This is a genomic window from Streptomyces monashensis, assembly GCF_001866665.1.
GTDB lineage: Bacteria > Actinomycetota > Actinomycetes > Streptomycetales > Streptomycetaceae > Streptomyces > Streptomyces monashensis.
The window spans coordinates 1-12,565 of record NZ_MLYO01000174.1; the positions used below are offsets into that span (position 1 = coordinate 1).

General features: G+C 72.8%; 13 protein-coding genes and 1 pseudogene. 2 read left to right on the forward strand and 12 right to left on the reverse strand.

What is annotated here, in order from left to right; translation table 11 throughout:
• Positions 1-34: 34 nt before the first annotated feature.
• From BIV23_RS44980 to BIV23_RS45000, 5 genes are all read right to left on the reverse strand, one after another.
• Positions 35-1,054 carry a hemolysin family protein gene (locus BIV23_RS44980; protein WP_071386764.1) on the reverse strand — a complete coding sequence of 340 codons (1,020 nt, stop codon included), beginning with the start codon at positions 1,052-1,054 and terminating at the stop codon, positions 35-37.
• Positions 1,051-2,394 (reverse strand): hemolysin family protein, encoded by a 1,344-nt coding sequence (locus BIV23_RS44985; protein WP_071386765.1) that lies wholly within the window; start codon positions 2,392-2,394, stop codon positions 1,051-1,053. The genes BIV23_RS44980 and BIV23_RS44985 overlap by 4 nt, the downstream gene beginning before the upstream one ends.
• 152 nt (positions 2,395-2,546) lie before the next feature.
• The gene (locus BIV23_RS44990; protein WP_071386766.1) at positions 2,547-3,023 is read right to left on the reverse strand and encodes a GNAT family N-acetyltransferase; all 477 of its coding nucleotides are present in this window, start codon (positions 3,021-3,023) and stop codon (positions 2,547-2,549) included.
• Between the two features lie 133 nt (positions 3,024-3,156).
• Positions 3,157-5,724 (reverse strand): ABC transporter permease, encoded by a 2,568-nt coding sequence (locus BIV23_RS44995; protein ID WP_071386767.1) that lies wholly within the window; start codon positions 5,722-5,724, stop codon positions 3,157-3,159.
• Positions 5,718-6,512 (reverse strand): ABC transporter ATP-binding protein, encoded by a 795-nt coding sequence (locus BIV23_RS45000; protein WP_071386768.1) that lies wholly within the window; start codon positions 6,510-6,512, stop codon positions 5,718-5,720. The genes BIV23_RS44995 and BIV23_RS45000 overlap by 7 nt, the downstream gene beginning before the upstream one ends.
• Before the next feature lie 133 nt (positions 6,513-6,645).
• Here BIV23_RS45000 and BIV23_RS45005 point away from each other — a divergent pair, with 133 nt between their 5' ends.
• Together BIV23_RS45005 and BIV23_RS45010 are read left to right on the forward strand one after the other, a co-directional pair.
• Complete coding sequence (locus BIV23_RS45005; protein WP_071386769.1) at positions 6,646-6,891, forward strand: toxin-antitoxin system, antitoxin component; 246 nt, start codon at positions 6,646-6,648, stop codon at positions 6,889-6,891.
• A gap of 4 nt (positions 6,892-6,895) precedes the next feature.
• Positions 6,896-7,270 (forward strand): fic family toxin-antitoxin system, toxin component, encoded by a 375-nt coding sequence (locus BIV23_RS45010; RefSeq protein WP_071386775.1) that lies wholly within the window; start codon positions 6,896-6,898, stop codon positions 7,268-7,270.
• A gap of 30 nt (positions 7,271-7,300) precedes the next feature.
• Here BIV23_RS45010 and BIV23_RS45015 read toward each other — a convergent pair whose 3' ends face one another.
• The 7 genes and pseudogenes from BIV23_RS45015 to BIV23_RS48080 form a co-directional block, all read right to left on the reverse strand.
• Positions 7,301-7,993 carry a class I SAM-dependent methyltransferase gene (locus tag BIV23_RS45015; RefSeq protein WP_071386770.1) on the reverse strand — a complete coding sequence of 231 codons (693 nt, stop codon included), beginning with the start codon at positions 7,991-7,993 and terminating at the stop codon, positions 7,301-7,303.
• Between the two features lie 69 nt (positions 7,994-8,062).
• Complete coding sequence (bioD, locus tag BIV23_RS45020; RefSeq protein ID WP_071386771.1) at positions 8,063-8,779, reverse strand: dethiobiotin synthase; 717 nt, start codon at positions 8,777-8,779, stop codon at positions 8,063-8,065.
• 1 nt (position 8,780) lies between these two features.
• Positions 8,781-10,061, reverse strand: a complete 1,281-nt coding sequence (locus BIV23_RS45025; RefSeq protein ID WP_071386772.1) for an adenosylmethionine--8-amino-7-oxononanoate transaminase — start codon at positions 10,059-10,061, stop codon at positions 8,781-8,783.
• On the reverse strand, positions 10,054-11,235 hold the full coding sequence (gene bioB / locus BIV23_RS45030; RefSeq protein WP_071386773.1) for a biotin synthase BioB: 1,182 nt from the start codon (positions 11,233-11,235) through the stop codon (positions 10,054-10,056). Before bioB ends, BIV23_RS45025 begins: the two co-directional genes overlap by 8 nt.
• A 255-nt stretch (positions 11,236-11,490) precedes the next feature.
• Positions 11,491-11,595, reverse strand: a pseudogene (locus tag BIV23_RS53010) (HNH endonuclease); the annotation flags it as partial.
• A gap of 79 nt (positions 11,596-11,674) precedes the next feature.
• A complete protein-coding gene (gene azu, locus BIV23_RS45035) occupies positions 11,675-12,088 on the reverse strand; it encodes an azurin (RefSeq protein ID WP_342746422.1) in 414 nt (137 codons plus the stop codon).
• Between the two features lie 139 nt (positions 12,089-12,227).
• Positions 12,228-12,506 carry an alcohol dehydrogenase catalytic domain-containing protein gene (locus tag BIV23_RS48080; RefSeq protein WP_079173821.1) on the reverse strand — a complete coding sequence of 93 codons (279 nt, stop codon included), beginning with the start codon at positions 12,504-12,506 and terminating at the stop codon, positions 12,228-12,230.
• Positions 12,507-12,565 lie beyond the last annotated feature (59 nt).

Below are 12,565 nucleotides of genomic sequence, written 5' to 3' on the forward strand. Positions count from 1 at the left end.
CCCCCGCACCGCCCCCCCCCGCACTCGCCCGGCGTCACCCCGGGGTCGGTTGGCCGAGGAGTTCGCGCAGGACGTCTTCCATGGTCACCAGGCCGGACAGGCGGCCGTCGTCGCCGAGTACGGCGGCCAGGTGCGTACGGCTGCCGCGCATCGCGGTCAGGACGTCGTCCAGCGGGGTGTTCTCCCGTACGCGCGCGATGGAGCGCATGTCCCGGAGCCGGAAGGGCATGTCCCGGGGCGAGGCGTCCAGGGCATCCTTGACGTGCAGATAGCCCACGATCCGCCGGCCCACGTCGACCACCGGGAACCGGGAGAAGCCCGACTCGGCCGTCAGCCGCTCCAGCTCCTCCGGAGTGACGCCCACGCGCGCGTAGACGACCCTCTCCAGCGGTACCACGACGTCCCGCACCGGCCGGCTGCCCAGTTCCAGGGCGTCGTGCAGCCGCTCGCGCGCGCGGTCATCGATGAGGCCCGCTTCACCGGCGTCCTTGACGATCTCGGCCAGCTGGGCGTCGGTGAAGCTCGCCGCGACCTCGTCCTTCGCGTCCACCCGCAACAGCTTCAGCAGCCCGTTCGCGAACGCGTTGACGGTGAAGATCACCGGCCGCAGCGCCCGGGACAGCGCGACCAGGGGCGGGCCGAGCAGCAGCGCGCTGCGCACCGGTTCGGCGAGGGAGACGTTCTTCGGGACCATCTCGCCGAGCAGCATGTGCAGATACGTCGCCAGGGTCAGCGCGATCACGAAGGACACGGCGTGGCCCGCGCCGACGGGCACCCCGAGCGTGTGGAACACCGGCTCCAGCAGATGCGCGATCGCCGGCTCGGCGACCACGCCGAGGACCAGCGTGCACAGCGTGATGCCGAGCTGGGCGGCGGCCAGCAGCGCCGAGACGTGCTCCAGACCCCACAGCACGCTCTTCGCGCGCCGGTCGCCCTCCTGGGCCAGCGGCTCGATCTGCGAGCGGCGCACGGAGATCAGCGCGAACTCGCCGGCCACGAAGAAGGCGTTGACGACGAGCGTGGCCAGCCCGATCAGCAGCTGTACGGCGGTCATCGCGCCCCCTCCGGGCTTCCGTGGGCCTGTTCGTCGTCCAGCGGCGCGTGCAGCAGCACCCGGGCCGCCCGGTGGCCGGAGGCGTCCACCACGTCCAGCCGCCAGCCGGCGACCTCGACCGTGTCACCGGTGCGCGGTATCCGGCCCAGCCGCGCCGCGACCAGACCGGCCAGGGTCTCGTACGGCCCCTCGGGCGCGCGCAGTCCCACGCGCGCGAGCTGGTCGGTGCGGGCGGCCCCGTCGGCCGAGTACAGGGCGCGGCCCTGCTCGTCCGCGCCGGCGGGGGCGAGGTCGGGCGTCTCGTGCGGGTCGTGCTCGTCGCGCACCTCGCCGACGACCTCCTCCACGATGTCCTCCAGCGTCGCCACGCCCGCCGTGCCGCCGTACTCGTCGATGACGACGGCCATCGTGCGCCGGCCGCCGAGGCGGTCGAGCAGCCGGTCGACGGTCAGGGACCCGGGGACGAGCAGCGGCTCGCGCATCACCTGGGAGACCGGGCGGCGCGGCCGCTCGGCGGCGGGCACGGCCAGGACGTCCTTCACGTGCGCGATGCCGACGACCGAGTCCAGGCCGCCCCGGTGGACCGGGAACCGGGACAGTCCGGTGGCCCGGGTCGCGTTCGCCACGTCCTCGCAGGTCGCCTGGGTGTCCAGGGCGACGACCTGCACGCGCGGGGTCATCACGTTCTCCGCCGTGAGGTCGGCCAGGTTCAGGGTGCGCACGAACAGCTCGGCGGTGTCCGCCTCCAGCGCGCCCTGCTTCGCGGAGTGCCGGGCGAGCGCCGCGAGCTCCTGGGGGCCGCGCGCGGAGGCCAGCTCCTCGGCAGGCTCGACGCCCAGTCGGCGCACCACACGGTTGGCCGTGTCGTTCAGGTGCGTGATGAAGGGCCGGAAGGCCGCGCTGAACCAGCTCTGCGGACTGCCCACCCGCTTGGCCACGGCCAGCGGCGAGGAGATAGCCCAGTTCTTCGGCACCAGCTCGCCGACGACCATCAGGAACACCGTCGACAGCGCCGTACCGACCACCAGGGCGACCGAGCCCGCCACGTCGTCCGACAGGCCCGTCGCCCGGAACGGCCCGGCCAGCAGCCTGGCGATCGACGGCTCGGCGAGCATGCCGACCACCAGGTTGGTCACGGTGATGCCGAGCTGGGCTCCGGAGAGCTGGAAGGTGAGGTTCCGTACGGCCTTGAGGGCGCCCGGCGCTCCGCGTTCGCCGCGCTCCGCCGCGCGCTCCAGCTCGCCGCGCTCCACCGTGGTCAGCGAGAACTCCGCCGCCACGAAGGCGCCGCAGGCCAACGACAGCAGGATCGCCACCAGAAGGAGCAGCACTTCGGTCATCGGGTCACCCCCGTCCCAGGATCGGACAGCGTAGGACGGAACGCGCGGTGTCGCGCACGGGGAGGCTCGCCCATGGGCGGACGCTCACAACCTTTCATCGAGGGCCGAGTGCTCCCTCAATGGTAAAGGATGGGCAAAGCTGGTCCTCGGGGTCAGTCCGCGAGACCGGAGAGCGGCTTCACCCAGCGCCGCCACTGCTCCTGGGGGCCGTAGCCGGCCGCGCCCCAGGCGTGGTGCGCGGTCTCGTTGCGGACCAGGACCATGGCGTCCGCGCGTCGGCCGCCGAGCCGTACGAAACGCTCCTCGGCGGCGGCGAGCAACGCCGAGCCGATGCCCTGCCTGCGCCACTCCGGATGGACCGCGAGCCGGTACAGATGACAGCGCCAGCCGTCGAAGCCCGCGATCACCGTGCCCACGAGCTCGTCGCCCCTCCCACCACGCTCGGCTTCGCTCGCGCGGGCGCGGGGGGACCCCATGGCCAGCAGCAGCGCCTCGGGGTCACGGGCGACCAGCCGCTCCACCCCGGAGCGGTCGTCGCTGATGCTGGTGCCCTCGGCGGCCGTCTTCCAGAAGGCGAGCACGGCGTCGAGGTCGTCGGCGAGGGCAGGGCGTATGCGCAGCTCGGTCATGGACGCATCCGATCACGCACGCTCCGCCCCGCATGCCCATTTCCACCATGCGGACGCAGGCCGGCGCCGGAGCGGCACGGGCGCCCCCGGCGGTGATCCCCGCACGCCGACGGCCCGCCCGCCCGCGGGATCCTCACTCGTGGGCGATCGCCGCCAGTACGTTCATCCGTGACGCCCGCAGGGCCGGCAGCAGCGCCGCCACCACGCCCACCACCGCCGCGCCGACGACGACCGCGACGATCGTGGTCCAGGGGATCGCCAGCTCCCGCAGCCCGCGCAGGGCCAGCACCCGCTGCATGCACACGCCCCACACCAGCCCCAGCGCCAGCCCGAGCACCGCCCCGAACACCGCGATCACCACCGACTCCAGCCGGATCATCCGGCGCAGCTGCCGGCGCCCCAGCCCGATCGCGCGCAGCAGCCCGATCTCCCTCGTCCGCTCCACCACCGACAGGGCGAGCGTGTTGACCACACCGAGCACGGCGATGACGATCGCCAGGGCGAGCAGTGCGTACACCAGGTAGAGCAGCACGGCGATCTGGTCGTGGACCAGGTGCTTGTAGTCGTCCTGGTCGCGCACCTGGACCTGAGGGAACGGCTTCAGCGCCCGTTCCAGTCCGGGGCGCAGGTCCTGCGGATTCGTTCCGGGAGCCGCGTTGACGTACAGCACCGAGTCCTGGCCGCTCGGCACGTACCGCGCGAAGGTGGCGAGGCCGAAGTACAGGCCGCCCTGGGCGCCGAAGCCCTGTGCCGTGTCCTGGTGGGTGAGCGCGCCGACGGTCAGCGTGGTGTGCCGCCCGCCGGGGAACTCGACCGGGAGCGGGCTGCCGATCCGCAGCCCGTGGTCCCTGGCGAAGCCGGCGTCCATGGCGAGGTGCCCGTCCGCAAGCGCGGCCGCCGTGCCACCCTGCGCGTACGTGAGGTGCACGACGTCGTCGAGCCCCGGGCCGTACCCGACGGCGGAGGTCTGGACCCGGCGGCCGTCCGGCAGCCGTACGGCGACCTGGGTGAGCCGCTGCGCCACGACGAGCCCGACGCCGTGCGTGGCGGCGACGGTGTCCCGTACCTGCCGGGTGAACGGGGTGAAGTTGGCGTTCTGGACCATGAAGTCGGCGCCGAGGTTCTTGTCGATCTGCCGGTCGAACGACGCCGACATCGACGCGCTGGCCACCGACATCCCGCCGACCAGCGCCAGGCCCACCATGAGCGCCGCGGCCGTGGCGCCGGTACGGCGGGGATTGCGCAGGGCGTTGCGCTGGCTCATCCGGCCGACCGGGCCGAACAGCGCCGGGAAGGCGGCGCCCAGCACCCGGATCACCGGCCGTACCAGCAGTGGTCCGGCGACCACGGTCGCGATCAGGGTCAGGACGACTCCGACGCCCAGCAGTACGGCCGCCTGCGCGGTCCTCGTGGCCGCCGCGCACCCGGCCAGCGCCGCCGCCCCGGCCGCCCCGAGCACCGCCCCGGCGACGGCCCGCGCCGTCAGCGGCCTGCCCACGCCGGCGACCTCGGCGTCCGCCAGCGCGGCCATCGGCGAGACCGCCGCCGCGCGCCGGGCGGGCAGGTAGGCCGCCACGAAGGTGACGCCGAGCCCGACGACGTACGCCGCGACGGGTGTCTCCCGGCCGACGACCATCTCCGTGGCCTTCAGGTTCATCCCGAACAGGCTCATCAGCCGGATCAGCCCCAGCGCCAGCCCGATCCCGGCACCGAGGCCGAGCGTCGAGCCGGCCAGTCCGAGCAGCAGCGCCTCGGTGAGCACCGAGCGCCGCACCTGCCGCCGGTCCGCGCCGAGCGCCCGCAACAGGCCCAGTTCACGGGTGCGTTGGGCGACCAGCATGGAGAAGGTGTTGACGATCAGGAAGACGCCGACGAGCAACGCGACACCCGCGAAGCCGAGCATCACGTACTTGATCACGTCAAGGAAGGGGCCGAGCGCGGCCGACGCCGACTCGGCCTGCTCGCCGGCCGTCCGCACGTCGTAGCCGCCGGTGCCGACCGCCCGGCCGACACGCAGCTTGAGGGCGGCGTCCGAGACGCCCTTCGCCGCGTCCGCCGAGACGCTGGTCGCGAGCGCCTGGGAGCCGAGCAGTTCCCGGCCCGCCACCGCCGGGTCCAGGAAGACCAGGGCCGCGCCCGGGTTGGTCGTGGTGAACGTGGCGATCCCGACGACCCGGACGCGGAACGTGCCCGGCTGCGCCTGCACGGTCAGCGGGTCGCCGATCCGTACGTGCTTCTTGTCCGCGGTGTCCGCGTCCAGCAGCGCCTCGCCCGCACCGCGCGGCGCGCGGCCGGAGGTCAGCTCCACCGGGCTGCGGTGACCGGCGTACCAGGCGGTGGCGATGGTGGGGGCGCCGGTGGTCGGCCCGAGGGACCTGTCGTGGCGGTCGATCACCACGATGTTCTGCACCTTGACGTCCGCGCGGACGGCCGCGACCCCGGGGACCCGGGCGACCCGCTCCCGCAGCGCCGCGGGCAGGGTCTGCACCGCGGCGCCCGGCACCGGGGCCTTCAGGTCCTGCTTCGGCTGCACGCTCACATCGGCGGCGGTGGAGGCGAAGAGCCGGTCGAAGGTGCGGGTGACGGTGTCGGAGAAGATCAGGCTGCCCGCGACGAACGCCACGGACAGGATCACGGCCAGCGCGGACAGCGCGAGCCGCCCCTTGTGCGCGAGGAAGCTCCTCAGGGTCGCCTTCAGCACCGGGGGTTCCCTCCGGAGAAGACACGCATGCGTTCCAGCACGGCGTCCGCCGTCGGCCGTGCCATCTCGTCCACGATGCGCCCGTCGGCGAGGAACAGCACCAGATCGGCACGGGCGGCGGCGCCGGGGTCGTGGGTGACCATGACGACCGTCTGCCCGAGATCGTCCACCGCCCCGCGCAGGAACCCCAGCACCTCGAGGCCGGCCCGCGAGTCCAGGTTGCCGGTCGGCTCGTCGGCGAAGACCAGCTCGGGCCGGGACAGCAGCGCCCGCGCGCACGCGACGCGCTGCTGCTGACCGCCGGACAGCTGCGCGGGCCGGTGGGCCAGCCGGTCCCGCAGGCCGAGCGTGTCGATCACCTGGTCCAGCCATCCTCCGTCGGGTCTGCGGCCCGCGATGGCCATCGGCAGCGTGATGTTCTCGGCGGCCGTGAGCGTCGGAACGAGGTTGAACGACTGGAACATGAACCCGATCCGGTCCCGCCGCAGCCGGGTCAGCTCGCGGTCCCTCAGCCCGGTGATCTCGGTGTCGCCGAGCCACACCTCGCCCGCCGTCACGGTGTCGAGCCCCGCCAGACAGTGCATGAGCGTGGACTTGCCGGAGCCCGAGGGCCCCATCACGGCGGTGAACCGGCCGCGCGCGATGTCCACGTCCACCGCGTCCAGGGCGATCACGGCCGTCTCGCCGGAGCCGTAGGCCTTGGTCAGAGCGCGGGCCCGGGCCGCGAGCCCGCCGTCCGGCGCGCGCCCCGGCCCGTGCTGCGCGGCAACTGCATCAGGTGTGGACAAGACCGCCTCCCGGTCGCCGGTACGCCCGTCCCGGGCGAGCGTAAGGGACGGCGCGCGCGGGGGACAGGCAGGCGCGTTACGGCGATTCCGTGTGCCCTTGCGGTTGCTAGCACCTCAGCGCTAGCGTCGAAGCATGGCGAAGACCCAGCTGAACGTGCGCGTGGACGAAGGCACCGCCCGCGCGGCCCGCGAACGCGCCCTGGCCCGGGGCATCAGTGTCAACCGCTACATAGAAGAGCTGGTCAGACAGGACACCGGAGAAGCCGGCCGCACGTTCGTGGACGCCGCCGCCGACTTCATGAAGCAGTATGAGACCGTGTTCGCCGAGGAGTTCACCGAGACCCGAGGCACCGGTGGTGCCGCCGGGGACGGCCGCTGATCCCTTGAACGAGCTCAGCATCGACCTCGCCTGGCTGCTCATGCTCGCCGAACAGCGCACACCCGGGGACCCGCAGGTCACCGACTGGGGAGCGCTGATCGCCGCCGTCGCCCGGCACCGCGCCGAGATATTCGGCGTGCCCGTCTACGACGACCCGCATGCCCGCGCCGCCGCCCTCCTCCAGCTGCTGATCCACGTACCGGCGCTGGAGCGCTCCAACGCGCTGTTCGCCTCCGCGGTCGCCTACGCCTACCTGGTCGCCAGCGGCGTCAAGGTCGTCACCTCCGCCGAGCAGGTGCGCGACCTGGCCCGGCTGGTGAAGGACGGCGCGGCCGACGTGGACGCCATCGCGCGGGAGCTGCGGCGCTGGAGCATCTGACGCACGCCGTGCGGCGGGGGCCGGGGCTGCTCAGCGGGGCTCCGGCTCCCTCGGGCGCCAGGCGACGCCCAGCACGCCGTACGAGGTCGGCAGCTTCGGGCCCTGCTCCGGCAGCAACAGCCGCCGGTACGGGCCGAGTTCGAATCCGGCCCCGCGCAGCTCCGCGACCGGCTCGCGGGCGACGTGACAGCCGCCGAACAGCACGGGCCACACGGTGCGGTCCAAGGTCCGCTGGGTCATCGTCATCATCCGGCCGCCGCCCCGCCCGTGCTCGAGGAAGCGCACCTCACCGCCGGGCCGCAGCACCCGCCGTACCTCGGCGAGCGCCCGCGCCACGTCCCGCACGCTGCACAGCACCAGCGACAGCACCGCCGCGTCGTACGCCTCGCTCTTGACCGGCAGCGCCTCCGCCGCGCCCGGCACCACGTCGACCGGCACCTGGGCGCGCTGCGCGGCGTCCAGCGCCAACCGGCGCAGCAGCGGCTCGGGTTCGACGGCGACGACCTCGGCCACGGCGGCCGGATAGCGGGCGAAGTTCAGCCCGTTGCCCGCGCCGATCTCGATCACCCGCCCGGACAGCCCGGCGAGCAGCCGCTCCCGCACGGCGGCGAGACCGAGCCGCCTCTCCGCGTCGACGCTGCAGCGGGCGTAGAACCGGGCGAACAGCGGATGGTGGACAGGGCTCGGCGCGACCTTGGCAGAACCGGCCGACATCAGTCGCATGGCACCTCCCGGAGCACGTTCTCAGGGGGATTGTCCCCCGGGAACCACGAAGGCACCCCCGCCGTACCCCTACGGCGCCACCCGCACCCGGAACGCCTCCGCGTCCCACGTCCCGTCCAGCCGTGGCGCCAGCCACCCCGGCGCCGCGACCCGGAAGTCACCCGGCGCCAACGCCCCGGCCCCGCAGGGAATCGCGCCGAGCAGCGGGGCCCCCGCGACCTCCGACAGGTCGCTCACGTTGCAGCGGGCGGCGAGGCCGGGGGAGTCCGGCCAGCTGCCGATCACCACGCCCGCCAACTCCAGCTTCCGGCGCCGCAGTTCGCGGGCCGTAAGCTCCGTGGTGTTCAGGGTGCCGAGCCCGGGAGAGGCGACGACCAGCACCGGCGCGTCCAGCAGCCCGGCCACGTCCGCCAGCGTGCCGCCGGCCGCGTCGAACCGGACGAGCAGCCCGCCCGCGCCCTCGACCAGCACCAGATCGTGCTCGGTGGCCAGCTTGGCCGCCCGGTCGGCCACCTCCCGCGGGTGCACCGGCGCCATCCCGGCCCGCCGGGCCGCCGTACCCGGCGCCAACGGTTCGGGGAAACGGGCCGTTTCGGCCGCCGTCAGCGGCCCCGCGAGCCGCGCGACCTCGTCGGCGTCCCCGCGCTCGTTTGGCCGTACGCCCGTCTGCGCGGCCTTCAGCACGGCCACCGAACGCCCCGCCGCGAGCGCCGCGGCGGCGACGGCGGCGGTCGTGACGGTCTTGCCGACCTCCGTGCCCGTCCCCGTGATCACCAGTACCGGCATCTCAACCCTCCCGCGCCGCGGCGCACACCGCGCGCGCGATCCGCGCCACGTCCTCGTCCGAGGTGACGTACGGCGGCATCGTGTAGACCAGGTCGCGGAACGGGCGCAGCCACACGCCCTCGCGCACCGCGGCGTCCGTGGCGGCCCGCATGTCCACCTCGTGATCGAGCTGGACCACCCCGATGGCACCGAGCACCCGGACGTCCTGCACACCCGGCAGTTCCGCGGCCGGCGCCAGCCCGTCCCGCAGGCCCGTCTCGATCCGCTTGACCTCGGACCGCCAGTCCTGGCCCAGCAGCAGTTCGACGGAGGCGCAGGCCACGGCCGCCGCGAGCGGGTTGCCCATGAACGTCGGGCCGTGCGCGAGCACCGGCACCTCGCCCCGCGAGATGCCGTCGGCGACCCGCGCGGTGCACAGCGTCGCCGCCATCGTCAGATAGCCGCCGGTCAGCGCCTTGCCCACGCACATCACATCCGGGGTGACGGCCGCGTGGTCCGCCGCGAACAGCGCGCCGGTCCGGCCGAATCCGGTGGCGATCTCGTCGAACACCAGTAGCACGTCGTGCGCGTCGCACGCCTCGCGCAGCACCCGCAGATAGGCGGGGGAGTGGAAGCGCATCCCGCCCGCGCCCTGCACCACCGGCTCCACGATCACCGCGGCCAGCTCGTCCGCGTGGCGCGCGACCAGCTCGCGCAACCGCTCCGCGTACGACTCCTCGTACCGCGCCGGCGGCGCGTCCGCGAACACCTGGCGCGGCAGCACCCCGGACCACAGCTGGTGCATCCCGCCCTCGGGGTCGCACACCGACATCGGGTTCCAGGTGTCACCGTGATAGCCGCCGCGCCACGTCAGCAGGCGCTGCTTGCCGGGGCGGCCGAGGGAACGCCAGTACTGGAGGCACATCTTCACGGCGACCTCGACCGACACCGAGCCGGAGTCGGCGAGGAAGACGTGCTCCAGACCGTCGGGCGACATGTCGACGAGGAGCTTCGCGAGACGTACGGCGGGCTCGTGCGTGAGCCCGCCGAACATCACATGGCTCATCCGGCCGAGCTGTTGCCGCGCCGCCTCGTCGAGCACCGGGTGGGCGTAGCCGTGGATCGCCGACCACCAGGACGACATGCCGTCCACCAACTCGCCCGAGCCGTCCGCCAGCCGCAGCCGGACCCCGCTCGCCGACTCCACGACGAGCGGCTCGACACGCCCCGGCATCGGTCCGTACGGATGCCACACGTGCCGCCGGTCCAGCTCCAGCAGCTCGGGCACGCCCAGCTCAGGCATTGGGCGCGAGGTCCGTTCCGGCACCTCGGCGGCGTACGGCGACGAGGTCGGTGCGCGGCTCGTTCGCCGCCGAGCTCTCGTGCGAGCCGCAGACCGACCCGCACCCGGCGTCCTCGTGCGAACCGCAGCCGGCGCTCTCGTGCGAGCCGCAGCCGCCCGCGGCCGCCGTCGCCCGGTGCTCGGGCAGGGTCACCTCGCCGGTGCCCTCCACCTCGAACCCGGCGTCCGCGATCATCTCCAGGTCGGCCTTGCCGGCCTGGCCCTCGGTGGTGAGGTAGTCGCCGAGGAAGATGGAGTTGGCCAGGTTCAGCGCGAGGGGCTGCATCGTGCGCAGGTGGACCTCACGGCCGCCCGCGATGCGCACCTCGACGTCCGGGCACACGAAGCGCACCATCGCGAGGATCCGGAGGCAGCGCTGCGGGGTGAGGTTCCACTCCTTGGCCAGCGGGGTGCCCTCGACCGGGATCAGGAAGTTGACCGGGACCGAGTCCGGGTCCAGCGCGCGCAGCGAGAAGACCACGTCGACGAGGTCCTCGTCGCTCTCGCCCATGCCCGCGATGAGCCCGGAACAGGCGGACAGGCCGGCCGCGTGCGCCTTGTTCACCGTGTCCACCCGGTCGGCGTAGGTGTGGGTGGTGGTGATGTCCGCGTACGTGCCCTCGGACGTGTTGAGGTTGTGGTTGTAGGCGTCCGCGCCCGCCTCGCGCAGCCGCTCGGCCTGGCCGTCGGAGAGCAGCCCGAGGCAGGCGCACACCTCGACGCCCTCGTTCTGCTCCTTGATCGCCTTGATCGTGCCCGCGACCCGGTCCACGTCACGGTCGGTCGGACCACGGCCCGACGCGACCAGACAGACCCGCTTGGCACCGCCGGCCAGCCCGGCCGCCGCGGCCTGGGAGGCCTCGTCGGGCTTCAGCCAGGTGTACTTCAGGATGCCGGTGTCCGAGCCGAGCCGCTGGGAGCAGTAGGAGCAGTCCTCCGGGCACAGGCCCGACTTGAGGTTCACCAGATAGTTGAGTTTCACCCGGCGCCCGAACCAGTGCCGGCGCACCTTCCCGGCCGCGGCCACCACATCGAGCAGGTCGTCGTCGGAGGTGGCCAGCACGGCGAGCGCTTCCTCGCGGGTCGGCAGCTCGCGCCGAAGCCCCTTGTCCACCAGCGTGTTCAGCAGGTCCATGAGGTCCGATCCTGTCCTACGGGACCGCTCGGGGCCAAGGAGAGTTTGCACAACGGAGACGGTTCACCGTGTGGGGTATGTAACATCACCACCCCAGTACGCAGGGTCCACAGAGAGCGCGGAGGACCAGGTCAGAGGCCCAAAGTCCGCATCCCGCCGCCGGTTTGGTGAGAGTCATGTGTGAGACGCAAGGGCCAGTGGATCAGTTTGGAGGGTTCCTACAACTCCCCCGAAGCGGCTGTTCCCTCAAACGCCATCGGCCTTGGATCGGTTGGAGGCCGCGGAGACCGCGATGAGCGCGCGGGGGGCGTCGAGGTCGTTGGCGTAGGCCTCGCGTTCCTTGGCCGTCCAGGCGGAGGCGCTGACTGGCGGGGAGCGTCATTCCCAGCGCGCGATATTCGGGACCGTCCTCTTCTGGCTTCGTCACTGGTCCTGGTGGTCACTTGACGATGACCTTGCCTTTCATCATCGAGATGTGACCGAGGAAGGTGCAGAAGAAGGAGTAGTCCCCGCCGGCTTCCAGGGCCGAGGGATCGAACTTGACCTCGATCTCTTTCTCGGAAGCTCCGATCATCCTGGTGTAGGCGATGATCCGCACGTCATCGGTCTTCAGGTAGTCCTTGTCGAGGCCCTGGCTCATGCCGTCGGTGGCGATGGCCTGCATGTCGGCGGTCTTGGCGATGACCAGGTTGTGGCCCATCACGTTCTTCGGAAGGCTGTCCGAGTGGGTGAGCTTGATCATGAACGCCGGGCCGGGCGGCGCCATGACCATCGAAGTCGGCGTCATCACCGGGGACCTCACCATCACCACCACCGACCTCGGCACCGAAGCCAGCATCACCGTGCAGTACACCGGCGCCGGACGGCGAGGCTGTTGCCGTCACCTCCACGCCGGCGGCCGCCGCCAGCTGGATGGCCAGGGAGCCGGTGTTGCCGCCCCCGTTGGTGATCAGGAGGCGTCGCCCCGTGATGAGCCCCAGTGCCTCCAGGGCCTACAGTGCGGTGAGGCCATTGACGGGGAGCGCGGCCGTCGCGACGGGTTCTAGCCCACTGGGTACGGGAGCCGTGTGGGCGGCGGTGACAAGGACCTGCTCGGCCCAGAAGCCGCTGCCGCCCGGAAGCGGCGCCTCATGCGCCACCACACGGTCACCGATGGAGATCCCCTGGACACCGGGGCCGACGGCGCGTATCCGGCCGACGCCCTCGACGCCCAGTGCGGCGGGGGATGCAGGCCGACATCCCAGCCGCCAGTGTTCAGCAGCCTGTCCCACGCTCCGACTCCGGCGGCCTCGACAGCCACGAGTACTAGGCCGTGTTTTAGGAAGCGCGG